The sequence below is a fragment of the Staphylococcus xylosus genome, assembly GCF_002732165.1.
GTDB classification, from domain to species: Bacteria; Bacillota; Bacilli; order Staphylococcales; family Staphylococcaceae; genus Staphylococcus; species Staphylococcus xylosus.
In genome coordinates, this window is sequence record NZ_MRZO01000001.1 from 116,474 (window position 1) to 142,622 (window position 26,149).

Sequence of the window (26,149 nt, forward strand, 5' to 3'; positions counted from 1 at the left end):
GAGTAGGGGGAAATCATTGTTGTTTTAATGATTTCACTCCTACTCCCTTTAAATTTAACTATAAGTAAAAGGGGCTATTTTGATAATAAGTGTTTACGAATATTGAACTTTTCAGCTCGTTTATAATCATATTCTGTGATTTTGCCTTCTACTAACATTCGTTTTAATACATAATGTTGTCTATCTAGTCCTATTTGTATATCTGCATCAGATTTTAGAGTGCCGTTTTCTTCATATGGTGTATAAAAATAGGGGCTTTGTAATAAACCAACTAAATAGGCCGATTCAGCAATATTTAAGTTTGATGGTGGCTTTCCAAATAAACTATATGAAGCTGAAGCTATACCGGATATGTTTGAGCCATTATAATCTCGACCAAATGGAACAATATTTAAGTACGTAAAAATAATTTCATCTTTGGTCAATAATTTTTCTGCACGCATTGATAGAACTAACTCATTCGCTTTACGGTTATATGTTTTTTCACTTGTTAATAATTGATTCTTAACAAGTTGCTGAGTTATCGTGCTACCACCAGTGGCGCTTTCTGTATTGAAAATATCCTGTCCAACTGCTCGAACCAAAGCTTTGGGTAAAATGCCATTATGCATGAAAAACAAACTATCTTCTGAAGCGGTTAATGCTTTGATGACATTTTTGTTAACATTTTTAGGTCCAACAATTAAGGTGTTCAAGGATTCGTTATACTCAGTTAAAATATGTTTGTTGTCATAATCAATATCTTGACTACCGACAATGTAAAGCAGTTTAAGTCTTAAATCGTCGTCAGACATATGTATTGCTTCTTTTGTTATACTTTGAAAATAAAAAACAGTAATCGCTAATATAATCACCGAGGTACATGCTAGAATCGCAAACAAGCCGATGAAAATATGTTTCAGTTTTTTATAGATACTTTCAAATTTATCAAACCATGACGGTTGGTGCTTATTTTCAACTGTTTGATGCGTCATATATAACCTCCTTATGTATGCAATATTATAACATAAATTAACATATTGACTTTTAAATTATAGTTACTTATAATTAGTATTAATTCGATATCGTTTTTGGATAAAGGAGAAGTAGCTTTTTGTGTCATCTTCAGAGAGTTAGTGGTCGTTGTGAACTAGCGTTGCACATTTTGTGAATACACCTTATTAATTAAAGTAATCCAAACGTTTTAGTTAATGAACGTATCATTAATAAAGTTGTTTGACTTAAGTATGGTGGTACCGTGCGCATGCGCCCTTACATTAATTTGTAGGGGCGTTTTTTTATTTAATAAAAAGGTAGCGTTATTGTTAAATTGCTTTTATCCGAAACGAAATCATAAATTAAAACAGGAGGCTGATACAATGGCAAATGCACTATTAGAAGATTTAAAATGGAGAGGCTTAGTTTATCAACAAACTGATGAGTCTGGTATAGAAGAAATATTAAATAAAGAGCAAGTCACATTATATTGTGGTGCGGACCCAACAGCAGATAGCTTGCATATTGGACATTTATTACCCTTCTTAACATTGCGTCGCTTTCAAGAACATGGACATAGACCACTTGTATTAATCGGTGGCGGCACAGGTATGATTGGTGATCCTTCTGGTAAATCAGAAGAACGTAAATTACAGACTGAAGATCAAGTAGAAGATAATGTACAAGGCATCAGTAAGCAAATGCATAAAATATTTGAATTTGGTAATGAAAAAGGCGCTAAATTAGTTAATAATAAAGACTGGCTTGGCCAAATTTCTTTAATTGATTTCTTACGTGATTACGGTAAACATGTTGGTGTAAATTACATGTTGGCCAAAGATTCTATTCAAACACGTTTAGAACACGGTATTTCATTTACAGAATTTACTTATACGATATTACAAGCAATTGATTTTGGTCATTTAAATAAAACATTTAATTGTAAAATTCAAGTAGGTGGTTCAGACCAATGGGGAAATATTACGAGTGGTATTGAATTGATGCGTCGTATGTATGGTCAAACTGAGGCCTACGGGTTAACGATTCCATTAGTAGTGAAGTCAGATGGTAAAAAGTTTGGTAAAACTGAAGGTGGCGCAGTTTGGTTAGATGCTAGCAAAACGAGCCCATATGAATTTTATCAATTTTGGATTAATACAACAGATGATGATGTAATCAAGTTTTTAAAATACTTTACTTTCTTAGAAAAAGAAGAGATTGAAGCATTGGAAAAATCATTGAATGAAGCACCTCATTTACGTGAAGCACAAAAAGCATTGGCCGAGAATGTAACACGCTTTATTCATGGTCAAGCTGCATTAGACGATGCGATACGTATATCTAAGGCTTTATTTGCTGGAGATTTACAATCACTTTCTGCGGTGGAATTAAAAGAAGGATTTAAAGATGTGCCACAAGTAGATTTAAATCATGAGACTACAAATATTGTAGAAGCAATCGTTGAATCTGGAATTTCTTCTTCTAAACGTCAAGCACGTGAAGATGTGAATAACGGTGCTATTTATATCAATGGTGTGAGACAACAAGATGTTAATTATGAACTTACTAACGAGGATAAGATTGAAGATGAGTTTACAATTATACGTCGAGGCAAGAAAAAATACTTTATGGTTAATTATAAATAATAATTTTTATGCAGCAGTCTATTTGAATCTAGTAGATTGCTGCTTTTTTAGTATAGTTATGTTTGCGACTGATTAAATGTTGATCAATATTGATTATATTTTGAACTATAATAAATTTTAGTTCAAGTCGATTTTTACGTTGTTAGTAGGCAGGGGCAGTCTGTAATTATTTAATGGAAGGTGCTTTATATGCAAATATAAGTAAAAAAGATTATAAAAAAGTGTGCAAAGGAGGTAAAACCAAGAGTGGTTTCTACAGTCCTAAGCACACTATATTTAATAATTCACAAATATCTTAGATGGATTTAATTGAACGGTGAGCTCTTTTCTTCACTTGATTCTTCAGAAGATTGTGATGTTGGCTTTTGTTCTTTTAATGTTACATTTATTTTTTGCTGTTTACCTTCGCGTTCTACAGTCAATTTCACCGAATCGCCAGGTTTTTTATTTTCATAAAGATAAGAGCGTATATCTGTATCTTCTTTCACATTTTTATCATCAATTGCTGTGATGATATCACCTTCTTTAAGACCATTATCACCATCAACTTTTGCTACATATGCACCATCTTTACGTGAAGTTTTAAGTTGTTCTTTATATTGGTCTGGAATTTCGCTGACATTGAGTAAGCCAATACCAATAGAAGGGCGATCAATCTTACCTTTTTCTACTAATTCTTTAATAGTAACTTTAACTTCATTACTTGGTATAGCAAAACCAATGCCTTCCACTTGTTCATTTGCAATCTTCATTGAGTTTATACCTACTAGATTGCCGTTGATATCTACAAGTGCACCACCAGAGTTACCTGGGTTTATGGCTGCATCTGTTTGAAGTACGTTGACTTTGTTTGAACCAGCTGATGTTTGTGTATCGATTGTACGTTCACTTGCTGAAATAATTCCAGAAGTTACTGAATTAGCAAATTCTAAGCCTAATGGATTACCCATAGCAAATACACTATCTCCAGTCTTAACTTTTGAAGAATTGGCAAAGTTGATTGCTTTTGTGCCTTTAGTTTCATTGATTTTCAACACTGCCATATCAGTTAATGCATCTTTACCAATTAATTTGGCATCTACTTGTTTAGAGTTATGAAGTTGAACTTTGATTTCGCTCGCACCATCTATCACATGATTATTAGTAACGATGTACGCAGAACCATTATTTTTCTGATATATTACACCAGAACCTACACCGGCTTCTTGCGATTTTGAAGATTTACCTTTTAATAAATCATCTAGATTTTGAGCTTTTTGCATGTTGATCACGCCAACAATTGCTGGGGAGACATCATTAATCATTTGATTTACAGAATCATATTTTTCACTTTTTCCATCAAGAGTATTTCCAGCGTTTCCAGTGTTTGATGCTTCATTTACAGATGAACCATTATTGTTTAATACTGTAGTTTCCATCAATTTACCGACCCCTAATACAATAAGGGCTCCAATGATACCAGCGACTAAGGCAACTATAACTGTTCTAAACCATGGGAATTTAGGTTTTGTCCTTATTCGTTTATTTGGGGTATATTGCGTTGTGTTTTGTTGATAATTTTGGTTGTTGTTTGTATTTTGGTCATTGTTAAATTCTGACATAATCTACCTCCAATTATTACTATATATCCTATTATGAAAGTTTTGTGCAACTTTTACTAGTATACCACTATACGACTTTAGACTGAAATATAAATCTTCTTGTCCATAATCGTACTAAATGATAAAATCAATGAGGAAAGACAAGCAAAATGAAGTAGGTGCAAAAATGTATAAATTTATAAGTGGTTTGTTGAAATTGATTATTATAAAATTAAGTAATTCGTTAGAAGTCCAAGGAAAAGAAAATATACCTCAACTTCATAGGTATGTAGTGACTTGTACTCATGAAAGTTATAATGAAGTAATCATGTTAGGAACAGCAATTTATCCTAACCAAATACATTATATGGCTAAAAAAGAACTATTTAATAACAAAGTTTTTGGTAAGTTTTTATCGTCATTAAATGCATTTCCAGTAGATAGAGATAATCCTGGACCAAGCACTTTAAAAAAACCGATAAAACTGTTAAAAGAAAATAAAACTGTCGGTATTTTCCCAACAGGACATCGTATGAAATATGATGAAGGGTCACCAATGAAAAGAGGAGCCGTAACTATTGCTATGATGGCTCAAGCGCCGATTTTACCTGCAGCTTATGTTGGACCAAAAGAAATAAAAGGGCTAGTTACTGGAAAGGCGATTATTAGATTTGGCGAACCAATAGAAACTAAACACCTTCCTAAAGACATGAAGCGTAATGAGAAATTAGAGTATTTAACTAAAGAATTAGAGCAAAGAACAATTCAATTACAAAATGAATTAAATGAATATGTAAAAAACAACTAAATGAAAACATGAATATGTTGGAATAATTAGATTTTTTATTTTTGATACGTAATCTTTAAATCATATGTTATTATATAATTGTACAATAACATTTAGTAAAAGGTTTACAAACACCACGTGGACAATATTGTGCATGTGGTGATTTTTTTGGGAAATTATTTTGAAATGGGGAATTTATATGTATAGTTTCTTTCAACGTTTAGGAAGATCGCTTATGCTACCTGTAGCTGTATTGCCAGCAGCGGCCATTATCGTTGGTATAGGTAATGGATTAACTGCACTTGGCATATTGCCAACAGTTGCTGCCTTTTTCTCTACAGCAGGCTCAACGATTCTTGAACAATTGGGTATTTTATTTGCAATTGGTGTTGCTTTAGGGATGGCGAAGAAAAATGATGGCGCAGTTGCACTTGCAGCAGCCGTAGGTTTTTTCTTAACGACAGTTGTGCTGAGCCCAGAAAAACTAGCGCCATTATTAGGCGTGAAAGAATCTGGTGTCAATGCAGCATTTGAACAAATGAATAATCAAAATGTCTTAATTGGTTTGGTTATTGGTTTAGTGGCAGCATATACGTATAACAGATTTAGTACAACAGAATTGCCAACAGCGTTATCATTCTTTAGTGGAAAACGTTTAGTGCCCATTTTAACTGCTTTTTTCAGTATATTTATAGCAGTTATTATGTTGTTTGTTTGGCCAATTGTGTACTCAGGGATTGTTACTTTTGGGACATGGATATTGGATTTAGGACCTGGCGGAGCATTTCTATATGGCTTTTTCAACCGTCTCTTAATTCCAACAGGACTACATCATGCATTAAACGCGGTATTTTGGTTTGATTTAGCAGGTATTAATGATATTGCGAAATTCCAAACTGGTGATGGTGCAGTTCAAGGTGTTACAGGACGTTATATGGCAGGTTTCTTCCCAGTAATGATGTTTGGTATCCCCGCAGCCGCATTGGCGATGTACCATACAGCAGAAACAAAACAAAAGAAAAGAGTTTACGGTTTAATGTTTGGGGGAGCAATTTCAGCATTTTTCGTTGGGGTCACGGAACCTATTGAATTTTCATTTATGTTTGTAGCACCGCTATTATTCTTAATACATGCTGTGTTAACTGGTTTATCTTTATTTATAGCTGCGTTATTCCATTGGACAGCAGGATTTTCATTTAGTGCGGGATTAATTGACTTTTTATTATCTTTGATTAACCCAGTAGCAAACCATCCGATGATGTTAATGGTTCAGGGACTTGTATTTTTTGTTATTTATTATGTCGTATTTAGATTTGCAATCAAATGGTTAAAACTTAATACGCCTGGTCGTGGTGATAACCTACTACCGGACCCGACATCAGATGAAGCTACAACAGGGGATGCTGAAGATTCAACTGAGACATCAGGCTCAGGGGAATCGCAAACGAGTAAACATTCAAAGACAGCTAGTCAAATCTTAACAGGATTAGGTGGTAAAGAAAATATTGTAACGTTAACAAACTGTGCTACACGATTACGCATGGAATTACATGATAATAATGTGATTGATGAAGCTAAGATTAAAGGTGCTGGTGCTGTTGGCGTAACAAAGAGTGGTAAACACAATACACAAGTTATCATTGGAACTCAAGTCCAACAAGTTGCTGATGAAATAGAACGTCAAATGGAAAAATAAAATAAAGAAACTTTAGGCATCTAATAAGCTGAAATTTATAATTTTATTTCAGCTTAGTTAGGTGTTTTTTAATAGTTAAATTTTATAAGGATTTCTCTGTTGATTTGTTTAACAAAACCCCATAAATGCATTGCTCTTTTGTTTGTAAAATAGTACGATATAATAGTATCAGAATTTTCTGATTAAAGGAGAGTAGGTAGTATGAAGTCGGTATTATTTGATGTTGATGGCGTTTTTTTAAGTGAAGAAAGGTGTTTTGATGTATCCGCGTTAACCGTATATGAAATGCTTATGAGTAAGGATTATATTGGTTTAGACTCCTCGATACAATTTGAAAATTTAAGTGATGAACAAATCACAGAAATCAGGGATATTGTATTCTATCATGATGAGATATTAACTAAACTCAAATCACTTGGGTTAAACTCTAATTGGGATATGCTATTTGTTGTTATAGCTATTCATTTCGTTGATATTTGTAAAACATTATCTGCTGATGTGTTAGCGGAAATTTTAGATCCTGAAAAATTTGGACAAGCAACATTACAAAAATTAGGGAACCAAATTTCTAATGTAACATTGAACTTTGACGCACCATTGTCATTTTTAGAGCATGTGCGTACAGGTAAAGATAATATTTATCAGGACTTAATTACGTATGCGAGTGAACAATTAGACACACAACAAACAGCATTATTTGAGTTGAAAAGTCCATTTTGGTTACTTTCACAGGAAATTTATCAAGAATGGTATCTAGGTAATCAACTCTATAATGAGGTTGAACAAAAATTGAATCGTTCTGACTTTAAAAAAGGTTACATATATAATGAGGTAGTATTAAGACCAGTTGCTGAGATTAAGCAATTGTTAGAAGACTTAAAAGCTGCAGGCTATCATATCGCGATTGCCACAGGGAGACCACGTACAGAAACGTTAGTCCCATTTGATACAATTGGTATTAAAGATATATTCGAAGATAAACACATTGTTACTGCAAGCGAAGTACTAATCGCTGAAGATATTTATCCTGAATTGAAACCTTTAGGTAAGCCAAATCCATTTAGCTATTTAGCAACACTTGAAGGTAATTTCGAAGAGGATTATAAAAAATATGCAACAAATCAAGAAAATCGAGTTATTAAAAATGAAGTGTTTGTAGTAGGAGATTCATTAGCTGATTTGCTAAGCGCTAAAAAAATTGGCGCAACTTTTATTGGTCCTTTAACTGGATTGAAAGGTCAAAAAGCACGTGAAGAACTAGAAGCTTATGAAGCAGATTACATTGTCGATCATGTAGGCGAGATAAGAAATATTTTATTATAATGGTTGCTGACACATTGCAAAGTTATTTTCTGAAAAGGAATATAAATTTGCAAATGTGTCATTTTTTTATGTCCCAAAAAGTTAGGAATAATACTTTAGAGCTTATCAAGTTAAAAGCATTAAAAAAGCGAGTAAGAAATTTTATTTAAATTCCTTACTCGCGCTTATGATATTACATGTATTTAAACAAGAAAGATGCTTAAATATTGTAATTTATATTATTATCAATTTCTAATTCTACGCTTCTAATTAAATTGAAACCTTCAATTTGGTATAAACCGTCAATAACATCTTCTGTTACTGGGTGGTCGATTGATAAAATCATCAGTGCGTTACCACCTTGATTTGTACGTCCTAGGTGCATTGAGGCAATGTTGATACCGTATTCACCTAAGATTTGACCAGTACGTCCAACAATACCAGGTCTATCATTATGATTGATAACAAGTTGATATTGTTCAGGCTTAAAGTCTACTGGATAGTCATTAATACGAACAATTCTTGGGCCATAACCGTTTAATACAGTAGCACCAATCTTGATTTGTTTGTCTTTATTGATAAGTGTTAATTCAATATAATTACTGAAACCACGGTGTTTTGCATTTTTTTCAATATTATAAGATACACCTTGTTCATTTAGAAGTACTAATGCATTAATCAAGTTAACACGTTCAGCTAAATCACGTTTTAGTACACCTGATACTAATGTTCTAGTTAATAAACTTGTATCATCTAATGCGATATCACCTTCGTATTTAATTTGGAGTTCACGAGGTGCTTTTTCAAGTAATTGAATACCAACTTCACCTGCTAATTTGCTTAATTCGATATATGGTTTTAATTCATCGTTAATCTCACTGTATGTCATACGTGGTGCATTTATTGCATTTAGCACATTACCATTTTCAAAAATATCAACGATTTCATTAGCAACTGATACAGCCACTTTTTCTTGTGCCTCAACTGTAGAAGCTCCTAAGTGAGGTGTAACGATAATTTTTTCATTTGCTACAAGAGGGGATTCAGTTGCTGGTTCAGTTTCAAAAACATCAATCGCAGCACTCTGTATTTGATTATTATCTAAAGCTTCTACTAAAGCTTCTTCGTCAATAATACCACCGCGGGCTACATTGATGATTTGCAATGTTGGTTTTGCTTTTTCAAAAAATGCTTTATCAACGATACCTTTTGTTTTAGGCGTTAATGGTGTGTGTACAGTAACGAAATCTGCTTGTTCTGCAATTTCTTCAACTGTTGCACGTGTTACGTTTAATTCTTTAGCTTTATCTTCTGATAAATAGGGGTCAAAGGCTAATATATTCATACCGAAACTTTGTGCGCGTTTTGCAACACCAAGTCCAATTCTACCTGCACCGATTACACCGAGTGTTTTATTAAAGAGTTCCGTACCTCTATAAGTCTTGCGGTCCCATTTTCCATTTTTTAATGATTGATGTGCTTGAGGGATATTTCGTGCCATCGATAAAATCATTGCCATTGAATGTTCAGTGGCAGAAATTGTATTACCGTCTGGTGCATTGATAACTATCACACCGTTTTTTGTAGCGGCATCCACATCAATATTATCAACACCAACACCAGCACGAGCAATTACTTTTAGGTTAGGTGAAGCTTCAATAATAGCTTCAGTGACTTGTGTTTGACTTCGTACAATCAACCCTTGATAATCTTTAATTTCTTCAATTAATTCATCTTCAGTCAATTCTGTATTGATTTTAACTTCGAAATCATTATGGTCAATTAAACTTTTTAAACCTTCAGGTGAGATTGGATCAGATACTAAAATTTTATACATAAGCTTTGACGACCTCCATATACTTAGTTATTGCTTTACCAACATAAGATTCATTTCTAAATTCTGTTAACAGAATCTCCAAAGCTGAAACTACTTGTAAAATATCAAATGGAGAGATTTGCCCCATATGACCAATACGTAATATTTCACCTTTCAAGTGACCTTGACCGCCAGCAATTGTGATAGCAAAACGGTTTTTTAATTCATTTTTGATGAAATTTAATTCATCTTTTGTTTTAGGTGTAAAGGCTGTGACAGTAGGCGAAGCATATTCGTCTTCTACTAGTAAATCTAATTCTAGTGCTTTCAATGCTTCTCTGAGACCATCACGTATTGCATAATGGCGAGCGACTACATTACTAAAGCCTTCTTCTTCAACTAATTTTGCGTATGCGTTTACACCTCTGAATAACGAAACATTCGGTGTGAAAGGTGTTGAATTTTCTGACTGTGATTTTAAATATTTGTTTAAGTCTAAATAAAAACGTGGTGTTGTAACTTCACTAAAGCGTTTTTTGGCACGATCGTTATAAGCTACGAATGCTAAACCAGGTGGCAACATGATTGCTTTTTGACTACCTGAGATAAGAACATCAATTGCATCACGTTGTAAATCAACATCTACTGCACCGATACAACTTACGCCATCGACAACAAAGTAAATAGATTCATCAAATGCTTTAAGTGCATGACCCAATTCACTTACGGGATGCAATACAGCAGTTGATGTTTCACAATATTGACTGTAAACAGCCGTGATATTAGTATTTAAAGATTTCAAGAAATCTATGAAGTCAGGTACATTAACTGCTTTACCCCATTCGACCTCGAAAATATGTACATTATTGTAATAAGTTTCTGCAATTTGTTTAAAACGATTACCAAATGCGCCAGATACGATAACAACAATTTCATCGTCTGGATTTGCAAGATTTAGCATACTTGCTTCTAGTGAACTTGTACCACTTGAAGTAAGTATCATTACATCATTTTGTGCACCGAAAATAGGTTTAAGGGCACGAAACGATTCTTCAGCAATTGCTTCGAAATCACTTGATCGATGACCGACCATAGGTGACTGTGTAGCATGTAAAATTTGTTCTGGTACTGGTGTAGGTCCTGGTGTTAGTAACAAAGGATGATAATATTTCATGAGTAATTCCCCCAATGCTTAAGATTGTACAAGTTTAGCAAATTTTCAGATAATATAAAAGTGCAAATATTAAAAAAACAAACGGAATAGACATAGTTTTCATTAAATGTAAGGGTATTCATTGCTAATTTAATCATATTCCGTCACACATAAAATTTTTTTGAAATTATTTTATTTTTGGTTCTATTTTTACAGAAACATTGCCTCTAATAGAATTAGAAATCATACAATTATTGTCTGCAATATTTAATAGCTTAGGTAACTTTTGAGTTAAAAGTTCTTTTTGATTCGTTTCAACTGAAATGATTGGATAATGTATTATTGTATCCATACGGAATTTTGCATTTTCAAAAATTGCTGTTCCAATTGAGGATTGCTCTATTGTAATGTTATTGAAGCCAGAGCGTTCTAATACAGCTGCGAGTGAAATGATGTAACATGACGAAGCAGCGGACACTAATAACTCATCTGGGTTTGTGCCTGTTCCATTACCACCAAGTCCTGAGGGTATTGATATTTGCTCACTTAAAACATCACCTTTGAGGTCGCCGACTGATTCACGGCCGCCTGACCAATTAGTTTGTACTGCAAATTCATGTTGTACCATATAGATTGACCTCCAGTATAATTATGATAACTTTAGTTTAGACGATTCTAAGAGATAATGAAAGTGGGGGCATTATAACAATGTATAACTATTTAGAAGATAGTAGAGTAATGTTGATTGCGCATCGTGGATTTTCAACTGATTTTCCAGAAAATACACGAGCAGCTTTTGAACCAGCATTAGAAAGTAATATAGATATGCTTGAGATAGATATACATAGAACAAAGGATAATTACTTAGTTGTGATACATGATGACACCATTAATCGTACGTCTAATGGTAAAGGTAAAGTAAAAGACCATAGTTTAAATTTATTAATGCAATTTGATTATGGTGTGACAAAGCATTTAAAATTTAAAGGACAACATATGATGACGTTAGAAGAAGTGTTGGTATTAATTAAAAATTACCCACAAAAGCTTTTAATTGAAATTAAGCAACCACATTTTTATCCTGGTATTGGGCAACAATTAATAGATATGCTAAAAAAACATGATATACCAGAAGGAAAAGTAATTATACAATCTTTTGATCAACAATGTATTCGTAATCTCTACGAAATGGGAGTAGGGTTTAAGCTTGGTGTTTTAATTAGCAAAAAGAAATACTGGTATAAAATGCCGAATTTCGACAAAATTGCAGTATATGCAGATTATGTAAATCCACATTATTCTTTAGTAAATCATAAATTTATGACTGCTGCCCATAGCTTGGAACTATCGGTTATGCCATATACTGTTAATGAAGCAACCATTGCTAATAAGTTAATTATGTTAGGCGTTGATGGTTTGATTTCTGATAATCCGATAAAATTAATATAAAAAATATGTGAACTTTGTAAATGAATTGATTTTAACAAAGTTCACATATTTTAATTTCAACTATAGTTGCATGGGTTGATAATGATTAACTATTTTCATGAGTGTTAATCCAATTCTTTTTAAGTAAACCCATGATATGACAATTACTATATTTTCCTCGAGTATAAAAGTGTTCTTGTAATGTACCTTCGATAACAAAATTTTGGCTTTTATAGATATGAACTGCTTTTTCATTTTGAACATCTACAAAAAGATAAATCTTATGCAAGTTCAACACTAAAAATGCATAATCAATTGCTTTTTTAAATGCATTTTTTGCATATCCTTGGCCACTATATTGAGGATCAACAATAATTTGAATCTCACAATTACTGTGTACAAAGTTAATTTCTACTAGTTCTACGACTCCGATTCGAATATTGTCATCTTCTATGATGAAACGGCGTTCAGATTCATCCAATAGATGTTTTTTATATAATGATTGTAGTTCGCTTAATGATTGATAAGGTTCTTCAAACCAATAGGACATAATTGAATATTCATTATTTAAGTGATGTACAAATTCTAGGTCGGTTTCTTCTAATGCTCTAATAATCAAAATATACACTCCTTTAATTCTATATGCTCATCATACTCAAATAAAGTAAGATTGTAAATCATGATGTAATTATAAACGGTTTATATATTTTTACTATATAACAAATATAATAAAAAAGTTTACTCCATGCTTGTAAGCATGATAATACAATAGGGGAGAGAGGTGTTAAAGATTAAAAGAAGGCAATAAAAAACCAAGAAATCATTAAGATTTCTTGGTTCGAAATAATCACGCTTATCTTGAGTAGTACTCAACGATAAGTTGTTCGTTGATTTCAGCAGGTAATTCACTACGTTCTGGAACGCGGATATATTTACCTTTTAAGTTGTCTGCATCAAATTCTAAATAATCTGGTACAAAGTTGTTAATCTCAACTGATTCAGCGATGATATCTAATTTTAAAGATTTTTCGCGTACTGAGATTTCTTGACCAGGTTTTAAAGTGTATGATGGGATATCAACACGTTTACCATCAACTTCGATGTGACCGTGGTTAACGATTTGACGAGCTTGACGACGTGTACGTGCTAAACCTAATGAATATACAACTGCATCTAAACGAGCAGCTAATAATTGCATGAAGTTTTCACCGTGGACACCGTGTTGGTTACCAGCAGTTTCAAAAGTGTTACGGAATTGTCTTTCAGTCATTCCATATAAATAACGTAACTTTTGTTTCTCACGTAATTGTAATGCATATTCTGATAATTTTTTACGTTGGTTAGGACCATGTTGACCTGGTGCGTATGGACGCTTCTCTAATTCTTTACCAGTACCACTTAATGAGATACCTAAACGACGTGATTTTTTCCAGTTCGAACCTCTAAATCGAGCCATAATAGACTCCTCCTTTTTCTTTTTTGTTGTTATGAAAAAACAAAAAAGAGTGTTGCATGCTTATTTGGATATATTGTTTTATGTGTCCTCGCCTCATAGCTACGGTTACACGGCACGTCCGCGTTGGGAACAACATAGGGCCAAATAATATACAACTGCTAATTTCGTTTATTCACACAAAGTACATTGTATCATGATATTACTAACTGTCAACAACTAATGAGGAATTTAATGATAAGTAATTGTCATTTACTCTTATGCGATTTGATTTTCAATTATTTTCACGATATTTTCTAATGCAATCTTATCAGCTTCTGAAAAACGATTTGTGATTGGCGCATCGATATCTAATACTCCAATTATTTGTTCATTTTGATGAATAGGAACTACAATTTCTGATTTGCTGTTAGCATCACAAGCAATATGACCTGGAAAGGCATGAACATCTGCAACTAACTGTGTTTCATCTTGAGCTACTGCAGTACCGCATACACCACTACCTATTGCAATGTGCACACACGCCGGATGACCTTGGAAGGGGCCTAAAATTAATTCATTATTTTCTATTAAATAAAAACCAACCCAATTGACTTGGTCTAAAGAATCGTTTAATAAAGCGGACACATTACTGAGTATGGCAATTAAATTTGATTCATCTTCTATTAAACTAGAAACTTGCTTTTCTAATAAATTATAATTAGTTTCTTTAACCTCTGACATATAAAAACCTCACTTTTTACTTTTCATTTAGTATAAAGACTGTTTTAATAGTAATCAAACAAATGATTTGTAAGGGCTTTTTTAAAATAACTTTATACATATAATTACTAGAGATGAATTTAATGAAAATATTGAGATATTCATATGAATAAATTCATTTTCTCTTTTAATACATAGGTAAATTACGTTATAATAAATAGTGATAAAATAGGAGGAGAAAACGTATGGTATTGTATATCATTTTAGCAATTATTGTCATTATACTGATTATTGTTGGTGTATTGTTCTATATGCGTTCAAACAAAAGCCAAATTATTGAAAAGGCAGAAGAACGCAAAGTAAAAGTAGAACAATTACCTTATGATGAAAGTTTATCTCAATTATCTGAGTTAAATTTAACTGGTGAAACAAAATCTACCTATAACAATTTAAAACAATCATCATTAGATAGTAAAAACCAATATTTAGTACCAGTAGAAGAAAAAATTCATAACGCAGAAGGCTTATTAGATAAATTTAAGTTTTCACAAGCGCAAACAGAAGTGGATGAAGCCCACGAAATGATGGATCAATATGAAGCGAACTATAATGAACTTACTACAAAAGTAGAAAATATTATAGGACTACATAAAGAAAGCGATCATTTATACGAGGAATGTACAACTGATTATCGTGAAATGAAACGTGATGTATTAGCAAATAGACATCAATTTGGTGAAGCAGCTGCGCCACTTGAACAAGAAATTGAATCGTTTGTACCTGAAATGGAAACATACGAAACTTTAAAAACAGAAGGTAACTATAATCAAGCACACGAACATATTAAAACTTTAAATGATGATATGAATTATTTGAAAAAAGATATGGATGAAATTCCTGACTTAATTAGAGAAGCCCAAAAAGAATTGCCTGGACAATTTCAAGATCTTAAATATGGTTGCAGAGATCTGAAAGTTGAAGGTTACGATTTAGATCATGTTAAGATTGACAGCACGCTACAAACATTGAAGACGGAACTTAGTTTTGTTGAACCGATGATTAGTAGATTAGAGCTTGATGAAGCAAATGAAAAACTTAATAGTATTAATGATCGATTAGATGAGATGTATGATTTAATTGAACATGAAGTGACAGCTAAAAATGAAGTGGAAGAAACAAAAGAAGTTATTACTGATAATTTATTTAGAGCAAAAGAAATGAATTATACATTACAAACTGAAATTGAATATGTTCGTGAAAATTATTATATTAATGAAAGCGATGTTCAAAATGTAAGACAGTTTGAAAATGAAATTCAAAATATGATTGCTGTATATGATGATATTCTTAAGGAAATGTCAAAATCAGCAGTAAGGTATAGTGAAGTTCAAGATAACTTGAAATATATTGAAGAACATGTTGATGTTATCAATGAGAAACAAGAAAAATTACAAAATCATTTAATTCAATTGCGTGAAGATGAAGCAGAAGCAGAAGACAATATTTTACGTGTACAAAGTAAAAAAGAAGAAGTGTATAGAAAGTTACTTGCTTCAAATTTACCTAGTGTACCAGAGCGCTTTATTATCATGAAAAATGAAATTGATTACGAAGTAAGAGAAGTGAATAAAAAATTCAGCGTACGTCCAATACATGTTAAACAGCTAAAAGATAAAGTTTCTAAAGTAGTACTACAAATGAATAAATTTGAAGATGAAGCTACTGATGTACTTGTAAATGCTGTTTATGCCGAAAAATTAATTGAATACGGTAATCGTTATCGTAAAGACAGTTCGAATATAGATAAGAGCTTAAACGAAGCAGAACGTCTCTTTAAAAATAACCGTTATAAACGTTCAATTGAAATTTCTGAGCAAGCTTTAGAAAGCGTAGAGCCTGGTGTTACAAAGCAAATTGAATCAAAAATTATCGGTTAAGTTTGGTTAAAACTCATATTATATAGTAAGTTGACACGAAATGATTTAACATTTCGTGTCTTTTCTTTTTAGTAAAAGCGAGTATAATGCAAAAGGGAAAACTTAAAAAGAGTATGTGAAGAAAAGCTAAACTAAACATAAGATAGTTTATAATATATATAATGAATGGAGTGAACGCGGTGATATACTTAGATAATGCTGCGACAACAAAGCCTAATTCTGATGTATTAGATACCTTTGTTAAAGTGAATCAGTCACTATATTTTAACCCTAACAGCCCACACCAAGCTGGATTACAGGCAGAGCAATTACTAAAACAATCAAAGCAACAAATTAAAGACTTGTTTAATTTAAAGCAATCATTTGATATTATCTATACAAGTGGTGCTACTGAAAGTAATAATATAGCAATTAAAGGCATTGCATATAAGAAAAAAGCATTTGCTAACGAAATCATTACTTCTGTGTTAGAACATCCTTCAGTTTTAGAAGTAGTCCGCTCGCTTGAAACAAAAGGTTTTATTATTAAATACGTGAATATCTTAGATAATGGACAAATAGATTTGGAACATTTAGAAACGTTAATGACAGACAATGTCGGACTAGTAACTTGTATGCATGTTAATAATATAATGGGGCAAATACAACCTATTAAAGAGGTTGCTAAGATTGTTCATCAATATCCTAAAGCACATTTACATGTAGATGCAGTACAAGCTTTGGGAAAAATACCGTTAATATTTGACGGTGTAGATACACTAAGTTTAAGTGGACATAAATTTAATGGATTAAAAGGGCAAGGTGTACTCTTTACTCGTAATATTCATCAATTAGAACCTATTGTACATGGCGGAGGTCAAGAATATGGCGTGAGAAGTGGCACGGTGAACTTGCCGATGAATATTGCAATTGTAAAAGCGATGAAAGCAGCCGTAAATCAAACGGCCACATTAAATAGTCAATTACGTCGCTTTCATGATGAACTTAGTCAATTCTTAACTAACTTTACGGGTGTAAAGATTAATTCACCACAAGAAGGTGTACCTCATATACTAAATATTGGTTTACCAGGGGTTAAAGGAGAAGTTTTGGTAAATGCATTTTCTAAAAATGACATTATGTTATCGACAACAAGTGCTTGTTCATCTAAAAAAGCAAGTCTTAATGAAGTGTTATCGGCAATGAATATACCAGTGAAACAAATTGAAGGTAGTATTCGTATTTCTATGGGAAGTCATACTACATTAGAAGATATACAAGGGTTTAAAGAAAAATTTAAATTAGTTTATGAAGAAGTGAGGGAGTTATTAGTATGATATACGATCATATATTGGTTAGATACGGGGAGTTAACTTTAAAAGGAGCTAACCGTAAAATATTTGTGAACAAATTACGTTCAAATGTAAAGCGTTCTTTGATGCCGTTACAGGGATACACGGTGAAGGCAAATAGAGATAGAATGTATATAGAATTAGCGGAAGGTGCAGATATTGAAGAAATGTGCAACAGATTAAAAAAAGTCTTTGGTATTTATTCAATAAGCCCTGTATTAAAAATTGATAAAACAGTGGAAGCGGCTAAAGAGTTAGCTGTTCGATTTGCGAAAGAGTATGTACAAGATGACACTTTTAAAATTGATGTAAAACGTTCGGATAAAAATTTCCCTTATGACACATATGAATTGCAAAGAACTTTAGGTGGAGCTGTATTAAGCGAAACGGATCATTTAGGTGTAGATGTACACAATCCTGATCATGTGATTAAAGTAGAAGTGCGTTTAGATGCCATTTACATGTATGATCAAGTAATTGCAGGCTCTGGCGGATTACCAGTTGGCACTGGAGGTAAAACTTTATTAATGTTATCTGGAGGTATTGATTCTCCAGTTGCTGGTATAGAAGTTATGCGCAGAGGCGTTACGGTAGAAGCCATACATTTCCATAGTCCACCATTTACAAGTGAAAAAGCAAAAGAAAAGGTAATCGAACTGACGAGAATTTTATCAGAACATGTTGGACCAATTAAATTACACATCGTGCCATTTACAGCACTACAAAAACAGGTAAACAAAGAAGTTCATGAACGTTATACTATGACTACAACACGTCGTATGATGATGCGTGTAGCTGATAAAGTTGTACATGAGATTGGTGCGCATGCGATTGTAAATGGCGAGAATTTAGGCCAAGTTGCAAGTCAAACGCTAAAAAGTATGTATGCAATAAATCATGTTACATCTACACCAATATTACGTCCTTTACTGACTTTAGATAAAGAAGATATTGTTAAAAAGGCTAAAGATATAGGGACATTTGATGTATCTATCCAACCATTTGAGGATTGTTGTACAATTTTCACTCCTAAAAATCCAGTTACTGAACCGGAATTAGAAAAAGTGGAGAAATATGAAGGTGGATATGATTTTGAACCACTTGTGCAGCAGGCTGCAGATGAAATTGAGACATTATATATTACAAGTGATTACCAAAGTGAAAAAGATTCAGCTACACAAGCGCTAGCTGAAGATTTATTTTAATTTAAAAAAGCAAATATTTAAATAAACAAGGGGCGTGATGGGGTGTTAGAATGGGACATATCTATCGTAATCATCATTATTCTTTTAGGCTTTTTGGCAGCATTTATAGATGCTGTTGTTGGAGGCGGCGGCTTAATTTCTATTCCTGCACTGCTGGCAGTTGGAATGCCACCGTCTATGGCCTTAGGTACAAATAAATTAGCAAGTGCATTTGGCTCTATGACAAGTGCATTTCGATTTTTACGGTCAGGCAATGTAGATTTAAAAATTGTAGGAAAATTATTTCCGATTGTATTTATTATGGCAATGGGCGGGGCCAGTATTGCAACGTTCTTGCCTTCCCAATTATTAAAACCTGTCGTAATTGTCGTATTAACAGTTGTGATGATTTATACGATTATGAAGAAAAATTGGGGTAATGTACGAACTTTCACAAAATTAACAATACCTAAAGCGATTCTATTTACATCTTTAATGGGGTTAATTGGTCTATATGACGGTTTCCTTGGTGGTGGTACTGGGTCGTTTATGCTATTTATATTATTGATGTTTGGTTTTGATTTTTTAGGCGCAGCAGGGAATGCAAAAGTACTGAATTTTGCATCTAACTTAGGCGCATTAATTCTTTTTATCTTTTTAGACCAAGTAGATTATTTTTATGGCTTTATTATGGCAGCAAGTATGATTTGCGGGTCTTATATCGGAGCTATGTTTGCTATTAAAAAGGGCGTTGGTTATGTTAAAGGCTTATTCATTATTGTTACTGCAATTTTGATTTTGAAAAATACATATGACTATATCATGCAATTAATATAAAAGAATCTAAATTAATAAAACTAATACATTGATAAAATGTGAGTTTAGCAGTTATGAAGTAGAAACATTAATAAATGTAATACATATTTCTTTAAATTAATTGTTGAAAACTTTATATTCACCGTATGACAAGGCAGAACACTGAAATCAACTTTATGTTTATGATTTCTGTTCTGCCTTGTTTTCAATTGATTGGTGAAAAGGTATGCATTAATGAATTAATTATGTTTAAATTAAGCGTGAGATAACAAGATTATTAAGATATAGGAGTGACGATTAAATGTCGAAAAAACGCATTATTGCTATGATAATTGCAGTTGTTATAGTGCTTAGTGGTATTGTCATGAGTTCAATATCAGCTTTTGTTACTACAATGTTTAATGATTCGTCTTCTACTGCGATGGATCCTTTTACAGAAAAAATAGAAAAAGAAGGGAATTCTAGCAAACGTATTGCACATTTAACATTAAATGGAGAAATCGCTGAAGGCACGGGCGGTGGATTATTCGGTGGAAGTGGCTATGATCATGAGTCTTTTCTTAAGCAGTTAGATAACGTGAAAAAAGATGACTCTATTAAAGGGATGTTATTAACGGTCAATACACCTGGTGGAGGAACATACCCAAGCGATGAAATATACGAAAAAATAAAAGAGATTAAACAGAAGAATAAAAAAGTCTATGTACATATGGAATCTATGGCAGCATCAGGTGGCTACTATATTTCAGCACCTGCCGATAAAATTTATGCAGGACCACAATCGATGACAGGTTCGATTGGCGTAATTATGTCTAGCGTCGATTATTCTGAATTACAAAAGAATTTAGGGATAAAAGAAAATGTGATTAAATCTGGTGATCATAAAGATATTTTAAGTAGTTCAAGAGAGATGACTTCAGAAGAAAGAAGTATCTTACAATCTGTATTAGATGATAGCTTTGATCGTTTTGTAAACATAGTCAAAGAGGGTAGAGATATGCCGGAAAGTAAAGTTAGGAAGTTGGCTGATGGCCGTATATACAGTGCACAACAAGCAAAAAGTAACGGTCTAATTGATGAAATTGGTTATGAAGATAAGACTATAAAAGCTTTACAGAAAGATATCAAATCTAAAGATGCTGAAGTATTTGAATATACAGAAGGTGGAGGGTTCTTCTCTTCATTTTCAGATATGAAAATGAGTGTTTCTCAGTTTACAGATAGTTTTAAAGATATCAAATCAATAATAAGTAATGATACTAAAACTGAACCTATGTATCTATACGAAGGTTAGGTGTGACTTATGGATAATATGCAAACTAAATATAGTGATGAAGAGAAAATTAATAGTGACAGCAAGCGAGTCGAAACAAGCGATCTTTACCATGAACAAATAGCGAAAGCGTTATATGTAGGGTTTGGGTTAAGATTTTGTGCATTTATTATAGATTTGCTGATTATTTTTGGCATAGAGAGTCTTATTTTGAAACCTATTTATCATTTTACAAATATTGATTCTATGAAGTTGTGGATTGATTATTTTAGTGTTGGACACTTGTTAAATGCATTAGTATTTTACTTGTATTTTGTACTACTTACGAAGTATTTTAAGCAAACGTTAGGGAAAATGATATGTAATATAAGAGTTGAACGTTTAGACAGACAACGTTTGACTTGGCCTGATGTATTAATTAGAGAGTGGATAGGACGTATTATCAGTGGTGTGTTTATGAATTTACCATATTTGGTAGTTATATTTACGAATAAGCATAGAGGTATTCACGATTATTTTGCAGATACAGTCGTTATAAAAAATAAATTAGATAAATTGTTTTATTTGAAGTAGTTTAACACAATTTATAAGTTGAATAGTTTATTTCAGAAACACAAACAGTTATAATTACAGAGTAAACACATTTAATTTAGGAGGCGTTCTAATGGCGCAAATTACATTCAAGCAAGATCCAATTACTTTATTAGGTTCACAAGTGAAAAAAGGAGAAATTGCACCGGATTTTGCTGTATTAGATAATGATTTAAATGAAGTAAACTTATCAACTTACGATGGTCAAAAAAAACTTATTAGTGTTGTACCATCTATAGATACTGGAGTTTGCGATCAACAAACACGTAAATTCAATGAAGAAGCTTCAAAAGAAGATGGCGTTGTATTAACTGTTTCTGTTGATTTACCATTTGCACAAAAAAGATGGTGTGCCTCAAATGGGTTAGATAATGTTATTACATTAAGTGATCATAAAGATTTATCTTTTGGTAAAAACTATGGCGTTGTAATGGAAGAATTACGTTTACTTGCACGTTCAGTTTTCGTCTTAGATAAAAATAATAAAGTTGTATATACTGAAATTGTTTCAGAAGGTACAGATTTTCCTGATTTTGATGCTGCTTTAGAAGCCTACCGTAGCATTTAATTCGATTAGTTTTAATAAAATATCATATGTTAAAATATTGTTACGCAGAGAAACAGTATCATTGACATTATAAAATTTACTGTCCATAATTATTTGGTAAAATAAGTTAGCTGAAACTAACTTGATTTCAATTAAATTATGGACAGTTTTTTTAGAAAGGACTATTAAATGACACAAGAAGAAACAGTAATGGAGAAGTTATTCCAGACATTAGATGAAAAAGCTAAATCGTTAAATGAAGATAATGGGCAAAGTTTTATTGAGAATTTAGGACTTGCAATGGAGCATGTTTATACGAATAAAAGAGACTTGCTAGAACAAGCTACTTTGCAAGATAGAAGAAAAGCATTTCAGTTTGCTTATTTAAGTTTGATGCAAAATGAAGATATACAAGCGAATCATCAAATTACACCAGACTCTATTGGTCTTATCCTAGGTTTTCTATCTGAGCGTTTCTTGAAGAATAGTGAAGAGATGCATATCGCTGATCTTGCTAGTGGAGCAGGGCATTTAAGTGCCTCTGTGCATGAGGTGCTTTCAGATCATACATTAATGCATCATTTAGTAGAAGTTGATCCAGTATTATCTAGAGTGAGTGTGCATTTAGCCAATTTCTTAGAAATACCATTTGACGTATATCCACAAGATGCGATTATGCCATTACCATTTGAAGATGCTGACGTTGTTATTGGTGATCTACCGATTGGATATTATCCAGTAGATGATAGAAGTAAAGAAATGGCACTTGGTTTTGCAGAAGGACATAGTTATTCACATTTCTTACTCATCGAACAAGCTATCACAGCAATGAAACCATCTGGTTATGCATTTTTAGTTGTGCCAAGCAATATTTTTGAAGGCGAAGATGTGAAACAGTTACAAAATTTCATTGCTACAGAAACAGAAATGCAAGCCTTTTTAAATTTACCGGCGACTTTGTTTAAAAATGAAAAAGCACGTAAATCTATACTTGTATTACAGAAAAAAGAAACGAATGTAACCAAATCTGTAGAAGTTTTACTAGCCAATATTCCTGATTTCAAAAGCCCACAACAATTTCAAGGATTTCTACAAGATCTAAATGCGTGGATGCAAGAAAATCACCCTGAAAATTAAGCTGTAATATTCTTGTATTTGAACTGTATTAATGATTAAATAGATATGGATATTAAAAACTTAAAAAAATGGAGGCATTATGCTTATGTCAAAATTAATTTTGGCCATTAACGCTGGTAGTTCATCTTTGAAATTTCAACTTATTGAAATGCCGGAAGAGAAAATTGTAACTAAGGGACTTATTGAACGTATTGGGTTAAAAAATTCTATTTTCACTATTGAAGTGAATGGGGAAAAAGTAACTGAAACAAAAGATATCGATAATCATGAAGATGCAGTTAATATTATGTTAGAGAGTTTTAAAGAACATGGTATTATTGAAAGCATTTATGACATCGATGGTACTGGCCATCGTGTCGTTCATGGTGGGGAAATCTTCCCATCATCAACTTACGTAGATGATGAAGTTGAAAAACAAATTGAATCACTAAGCGAGCTTGCACCATTGCACAACCCTGCTAATTTAATGGGAATTCGTGCATTCCGCAAATTACTTCCTGAGATACCTCACGTTGCTGTGTTTGATACTTCATTCCATCAAACAATGCCAGAAAAATCTTATTTATATAGCTTACCGTATCAATATTACGAAGATTTCGGCATTCGTAAATATGGTTTCCATGGTACGAGCCATAAATACGTATCTCAACGTGCTTCAGAAATACTAGGTAAACCTATCGAAGAGTTACGTATTATTTCATGTCATATTGGTAATGGTGCGTCAATTGCCGCAATTGATGGCGGTGAATCTGTAGATACTTCTATGGGCTTCACGCCATTAGCAGGTGTGACAATGGGTACTCGCTCAGGTAACATTGACCCAGCATTAATTCCATTCATTATGGAGAAAACTGGTAAAAATGCTGAAGAAGTCTTAAACACTTTAAATAAAGAATCTGGATTATTAGGTATTTCAGGTACTTCTAGTGATTTAAGAGATATTATTGATGAAGCTAAAGAAGGCAAAGAAAGAGCGCAATTAGCACTTGATGTATTTGCTTCTCGTATTCATAAATACATTGGTTCATACGCAACACGTATGCATGGTGTAGATGTGATTGTATTTACAGCTGGTGTTGGTGAAAACTCAGATCCAGTTAGAGCAAAAGTATTAGAAGGCCTAGAATTTATGGGTGTTTATTGGGATGCTAAGAAGAATGAAGCAATTCATGGTGAAGAAGGATTTATTAACTACCCACATTCACCAGTTAAAGTAATTGTTATCCCAACAAATGAAGAAGTTATGATTGCACGTGACGTAGTAGAATTTGGTGACGTTAAATAATATTTAAAATAAAATATTAGAAGCAAATTCAAAGCACCACGGTAACCTTATGCATAGCATGAGATTACTGTGGTGCTTTTTATGAATGATAATATATTAAAGTGATAAAAAATTATGTTTCGTTGTTTACTACTTCAAATACGATGAATTGTGAGATTTGTGATTTGTTGAAGTTATTATCTGATGCGACTACAAGAGAATCATTACCATTTGCTAATTTTTTTCCAAACGTCATTCCTTCGACATTATCTACTTTATCTAATTGTTCGGCGTTTAAATTAGCAACCAATTTCTTGTTAACAGGTGTTACTTGAGCATTCTGTAAAGTACTTGCGTCTTTAATATCAGAGGCATGATTAACATCTATTTTATAAATACGTACATAGTTTCTAAATGAACCATCTGATGACTGAACACTAGCTCTTTCTAATGTTAAAAATTCATGCTCATTAATTGCTAACATCTCGGAAACACCGTTTTCAGCTGTTTTAGCGTTGTCTCCTACATGTGGTACTGAATCGATTGGGTAGGCATACTCTGCTAATATATTACCTCGGCGATCATATTGTGTAATACGTGATAGGGCGCCTGAATTAGCTGTAGGAACAGGTCCATCTTGTATTACTGGCGCTTCCATAGATGTCCATATAGATGTTCCGTCAACTGAAAAAGTACTTCCTTCAATGGCTAGGTTATTACGAAATCCTTTTTTTGATTGAGTATCCATTTTTAATGTTTCATTAATAGGCAACTCAGAAATGAAATTACCGTTTGAATCACTGAAGCGGATAAATGGATTTAATCCTAAATTTCGATCACCTTCACTTGTATATAAGATACTGTTAGTCCAAGGATCAAAACGGATTGATTCTGGGTCTGCCACGATATTCTTTGAATCGTTATTAAATTGATTTTTATTTATATAATTATTTCCATTTGGTTGTTTTAAGGTGCTAACATTTTTAATGTTTATGTTATTAAACTGACGATGGTTATAATTTAAATTGGCTTCATAAAATCTGGAAGGGCTATTTTCCGAACGATCGTCACTAAGTAAATACCACTTATTAGATTTTGGATTATATGTAATACCTGATATACCCCCGACTTTAGTTTTATTATAGGTTTGATCATGTGGTATCGTTTTACTATCTATTAGTTTAAGCTTGTCTACGTGACGGGAGTGTAGTGTAACTTCCTTTTCACTTGTGGCGAAGACATTAAGTGAAATCATACTTACCATTACAATTGTCAGTAATGATATGAAGATGATTTTTGTGACTTGTTGCATAACTGTTGTGCTCCTTTCATACGTTTGCTAATTAAAGCATAAGTTATGATTATGAAGAATACTTGAATTTAGAGTAACAATGTTGTAAATGTGAGGGTTATCAAAAATATTAGTTATGTAGTACTTATCAGTTAATCCATAAAAAGCAGGATAAAACGTCCAGCTTTTGTGAACAAATTATCCTGCTTTTAACCTTATTGTGTTTATAAGTAAATGATA

General features: G+C 32.7%; 23 protein-coding genes. 14 read left to right on the forward strand and 9 right to left on the reverse strand.

The window, feature by feature from the left end:
• Positions 1–74 precede the first annotated feature (74 nt).
• The gene (locus BTM19_RS00640; protein ID WP_029377033.1) at positions 75–974 is read right to left on the reverse strand and encodes a biosynthetic peptidoglycan transglycosylase; all 900 of its coding nucleotides are present in this window, start codon (positions 972–974) and stop codon (positions 75–77) included.
• A 384-nt stretch (positions 975–1,358) separates the two neighbouring features.
• Between BTM19_RS00640 and tyrS the strand changes: the two genes are divergently transcribed.
• Entirely contained in the window at positions 1,359–2,621 is a 1,263-nt protein-coding gene (gene tyrS, locus BTM19_RS00645; protein ID WP_029377034.1) for a tyrosine--tRNA ligase, read from the forward strand.
• Positions 2,622–2,926: 305 nt separating this feature from the next.
• Here the strand turns inward: tyrS and BTM19_RS00650 are convergent, their stop codons facing one another.
• Complete coding sequence (locus tag BTM19_RS00650) at positions 2,927–4,222, reverse strand: S1C family serine protease (RefSeq protein ID WP_038678729.1); 1,296 nt, start codon at positions 4,220–4,222, stop codon at positions 2,927–2,929.
• Positions 4,223–4,388: 166 nt separating this feature from the next.
• Between BTM19_RS00650 and BTM19_RS00655 the strand changes: the two genes are divergently transcribed.
• The 3 genes from BTM19_RS00655 to BTM19_RS00665 all read left to right on the forward strand — a co-directional run bounded on the left by BTM19_RS00655 (position 4,389) and on the right by BTM19_RS00665 (position 8,007).
• Positions 4,389–5,009: a lysophospholipid acyltransferase family protein gene (locus tag BTM19_RS00655; protein ID WP_029377036.1), complete on the forward strand. Its 621-nt coding sequence runs from the start codon at positions 4,389–4,391 to the stop codon at positions 5,007–5,009.
• Between the two features lie 178 nt (positions 5,010–5,187).
• Entirely contained in the window at positions 5,188–6,684 is a 1,497-nt protein-coding gene (gene nagE / locus BTM19_RS00660; RefSeq protein WP_029377037.1) for an N-acetylglucosamine-specific PTS transporter subunit IIBC, read from the forward strand.
• A 201-nt stretch (positions 6,685–6,885) separates the two neighbouring features.
• The gene (locus BTM19_RS00665) at positions 6,886–8,007 is read left to right on the forward strand and encodes an HAD family hydrolase (protein ID WP_029377038.1); all 1,122 of its coding nucleotides are present in this window, start codon (positions 6,886–6,888) and stop codon (positions 8,005–8,007) included.
• Between the two features lie 199 nt (positions 8,008–8,206).
• On the opposite strand, the gene serA is transcribed toward BTM19_RS00665, so the two are convergent.
• From serA to BTM19_RS00680, 3 genes are all read right to left on the reverse strand, one after another.
• The gene (gene serA / locus BTM19_RS00670; protein ID WP_029377039.1) at positions 8,207–9,823 is read right to left on the reverse strand and encodes a phosphoglycerate dehydrogenase; all 1,617 of its coding nucleotides are present in this window, start codon (positions 9,821–9,823) and stop codon (positions 8,207–8,209) included.
• On the reverse strand, positions 9,816–10,976 hold the full coding sequence (locus BTM19_RS00675) for a pyridoxal-phosphate-dependent aminotransferase family protein (protein ID WP_029377040.1): 1,161 nt from the start codon (positions 10,974–10,976) through the stop codon (positions 9,816–9,818). The genes serA and BTM19_RS00675 overlap by 8 nt, the downstream gene beginning before the upstream one ends.
• A gap of 166 nt (positions 10,977–11,142) precedes the next feature.
• On the reverse strand, positions 11,143–11,583 hold the full coding sequence (locus BTM19_RS00680; RefSeq protein WP_029377041.1) for an SACOL1771 family peroxiredoxin: 441 nt from the start codon (positions 11,581–11,583) through the stop codon (positions 11,143–11,145).
• An 80-nt stretch (positions 11,584–11,663) separates the two neighbouring features.
• On the opposite strand from BTM19_RS00680, the gene BTM19_RS00685 reads away from it, so the two are divergent.
• Positions 11,664–12,404 carry a glycerophosphodiester phosphodiesterase gene (locus tag BTM19_RS00685; protein WP_029377042.1) on the forward strand — a complete coding sequence of 247 codons (741 nt, stop codon included), beginning with the start codon at positions 11,664–11,666 and terminating at the stop codon, positions 12,402–12,404.
• Positions 12,405–12,489: 85 nt separating this feature from the next.
• Here BTM19_RS00685 and BTM19_RS00690 read toward each other — a convergent pair whose 3' ends face one another.
• The 3 genes from BTM19_RS00690 to BTM19_RS00705 form a co-directional block, all read right to left on the reverse strand.
• Positions 12,490–13,002, reverse strand: a complete 513-nt coding sequence (locus BTM19_RS00690) for a GNAT family N-acetyltransferase (protein ID WP_029377043.1) — start codon at positions 13,000–13,002, stop codon at positions 12,490–12,492.
• 234 nt (positions 13,003–13,236) lie between these two features.
• Positions 13,237–13,839 (reverse strand): 30S ribosomal protein S4, encoded by a 603-nt coding sequence (rpsD, locus tag BTM19_RS00695; RefSeq protein WP_017722144.1) that lies wholly within the window; start codon positions 13,837–13,839, stop codon positions 13,237–13,239.
• 255 nt (positions 13,840–14,094) lie between these two features.
• On the reverse strand, positions 14,095–14,559 hold the full coding sequence (locus tag BTM19_RS00705) for a GAF domain-containing protein (RefSeq protein WP_029377044.1): 465 nt from the start codon (positions 14,557–14,559) through the stop codon (positions 14,095–14,097).
• Between the two features lie 224 nt (positions 14,560–14,783).
• Between BTM19_RS00705 and ezrA the strand changes: the two genes are divergently transcribed.
• From ezrA to BTM19_RS00750, 9 genes are all read left to right on the forward strand, one after another.
• Positions 14,784–16,475: a septation ring formation regulator EzrA gene (gene ezrA, locus BTM19_RS00710; RefSeq protein ID WP_029377045.1), complete on the forward strand. Its 1,692-nt coding sequence runs from the start codon at positions 14,784–14,786 to the stop codon at positions 16,473–16,475.
• Between the two features lie 179 nt (positions 16,476–16,654).
• Positions 16,655–17,791, forward strand: a complete 1,137-nt coding sequence (locus BTM19_RS00715; RefSeq protein ID WP_029377046.1) for a cysteine desulfurase family protein — start codon at positions 16,655–16,657, stop codon at positions 17,789–17,791.
• On the forward strand, positions 17,788–19,011 hold the full coding sequence (gene thiI / locus BTM19_RS00720; RefSeq protein ID WP_029377047.1) for a tRNA uracil 4-sulfurtransferase ThiI: 1,224 nt from the start codon (positions 17,788–17,790) through the stop codon (positions 19,009–19,011). Before BTM19_RS00715 ends, thiI begins: the two co-directional genes overlap by 4 nt.
• Positions 19,012–19,053: 42 nt before the next feature.
• A complete protein-coding gene (locus BTM19_RS00725) occupies positions 19,054–19,827 on the forward strand; it encodes a sulfite exporter TauE/SafE family protein (RefSeq protein ID WP_029377048.1) in 774 nt (257 codons plus the stop codon).
• Between the two features lie 280 nt (positions 19,828–20,107).
• Entirely contained in the window at positions 20,108–21,100 is a 993-nt protein-coding gene (sppA, locus tag BTM19_RS00730) for a signal peptide peptidase SppA (RefSeq protein ID WP_029377049.1), read from the forward strand.
• A gap of 18 nt (positions 21,101–21,118) precedes the next feature.
• Positions 21,119–21,652 carry an RDD family protein gene (locus BTM19_RS00735; RefSeq protein WP_370444976.1) on the forward strand — a complete coding sequence of 178 codons (534 nt, stop codon included), beginning with the start codon at positions 21,119–21,121 and terminating at the stop codon, positions 21,650–21,652.
• A gap of 91 nt (positions 21,653–21,743) precedes the next feature.
• Positions 21,744–22,238, forward strand: coding sequence for a thiol peroxidase (tpx, locus tag BTM19_RS00740; protein WP_029377051.1), 495 nt, complete (start codon positions 21,744–21,746; stop codon positions 22,236–22,238).
• A 168-nt stretch (positions 22,239–22,406) separates the two neighbouring features.
• Complete coding sequence (locus tag BTM19_RS00745; RefSeq protein ID WP_029377052.1) at positions 22,407–23,354, forward strand: class I SAM-dependent methyltransferase; 948 nt, start codon at positions 22,407–22,409, stop codon at positions 23,352–23,354.
• 85 nt (positions 23,355–23,439) lie between these two features.
• The gene (locus BTM19_RS00750) at positions 23,440–24,639 is read left to right on the forward strand and encodes an acetate kinase (protein ID WP_029377053.1); all 1,200 of its coding nucleotides are present in this window, start codon (positions 23,440–23,442) and stop codon (positions 24,637–24,639) included.
• Positions 24,640–24,751: 112 nt separating this feature from the next.
• Here the strand turns inward: BTM19_RS00750 and BTM19_RS00755 are convergent, their stop codons facing one another.
• A complete protein-coding gene (locus tag BTM19_RS00755) occupies positions 24,752–25,930 on the reverse strand; it encodes an esterase-like activity of phytase family protein (RefSeq protein WP_029377054.1) in 1,179 nt (392 codons plus the stop codon).
• Positions 25,931–26,149 lie beyond the last annotated feature (219 nt).

Excerpts from the sequence above, each read along its gene's own strand:
- BTM19_RS00640 (WP_029377033.1), bottom strand. The coding sequence starts at position 974 with ATGACGCATCAAACAGTTGAAAATAAGCACCAACCGTCATGGTTTGAT.
- tyrS (WP_029377034.1), top strand. The coding sequence starts at position 1,359 with ATGGCAAATGCACTATTAGAAGATTTAAAATGGAGAGGCTTAGTTTAT.
- BTM19_RS00650 (WP_038678729.1), bottom strand. The coding sequence starts at position 4,222 with ATGTCAGAATTTAACAATGACCAAAATACAAACAACAACCAAAATTAT.
- BTM19_RS00655 (WP_029377036.1), top strand. The coding sequence starts at position 4,389 with ATGTATAAATTTATAAGTGGTTTGTTGAAATTGATTATTATAAAATTA.
- nagE (WP_029377037.1), top strand. The coding sequence starts at position 5,188 with ATGTATAGTTTCTTTCAACGTTTAGGAAGATCGCTTATGCTACCTGTA.
- BTM19_RS00665 (WP_029377038.1), top strand. The coding sequence starts at position 6,886 with ATGAAGTCGGTATTATTTGATGTTGATGGCGTTTTTTTAAGTGAAGAA.
- serA (WP_029377039.1), bottom strand. The coding sequence starts at position 9,823 with ATGTATAAAATTTTAGTATCTGATCCAATCTCACCTGAAGGTTTAAAA.
- BTM19_RS00675 (WP_029377040.1), bottom strand. The coding sequence starts at position 10,976 with ATGAAATATTATCATCCTTTGTTACTAACACCAGGACCTACACCAGTA.
- BTM19_RS00680 (WP_029377041.1), bottom strand. The coding sequence starts at position 11,583 with ATGGTACAACATGAATTTGCAGTACAAACTAATTGGTCAGGCGGCCGT.
- BTM19_RS00685 (WP_029377042.1), top strand. The coding sequence starts at position 11,664 with ATGTATAACTATTTAGAAGATAGTAGAGTAATGTTGATTGCGCATCGT.
- rpsD (WP_017722144.1), bottom strand. The coding sequence starts at position 13,839 with ATGGCTCGATTTAGAGGTTCGAACTGGAAAAAATCACGTCGTTTAGGT.
- BTM19_RS00705 (WP_029377044.1), bottom strand. The coding sequence starts at position 14,559 with ATGTCAGAGGTTAAAGAAACTAATTATAATTTATTAGAAAAGCAAGTT.
- ezrA (WP_029377045.1), top strand. The coding sequence starts at position 14,784 with ATGGTATTGTATATCATTTTAGCAATTATTGTCATTATACTGATTATT.
- thiI (WP_029377047.1), top strand. The coding sequence starts at position 17,788 with ATGATATACGATCATATATTGGTTAGATACGGGGAGTTAACTTTAAAA.
- sppA (WP_029377049.1), top strand. The coding sequence starts at position 20,108 with ATGTCGAAAAAACGCATTATTGCTATGATAATTGCAGTTGTTATAGTG.
- BTM19_RS00735 (WP_370444976.1), top strand. The coding sequence starts at position 21,119 with ATGCAAACTAAATATAGTGATGAAGAGAAAATTAATAGTGACAGCAAG.
- tpx (WP_029377051.1), top strand. The coding sequence starts at position 21,744 with ATGGCGCAAATTACATTCAAGCAAGATCCAATTACTTTATTAGGTTCA.
- BTM19_RS00745 (WP_029377052.1), top strand. The coding sequence starts at position 22,407 with ATGACACAAGAAGAAACAGTAATGGAGAAGTTATTCCAGACATTAGAT.
- BTM19_RS00750 (WP_029377053.1), top strand. The coding sequence starts at position 23,440 with ATGTCAAAATTAATTTTGGCCATTAACGCTGGTAGTTCATCTTTGAAA.
- BTM19_RS00755 (WP_029377054.1), bottom strand. The coding sequence starts at position 25,930 with ATGCAACAAGTCACAAAAATCATCTTCATATCATTACTGACAATTGTA.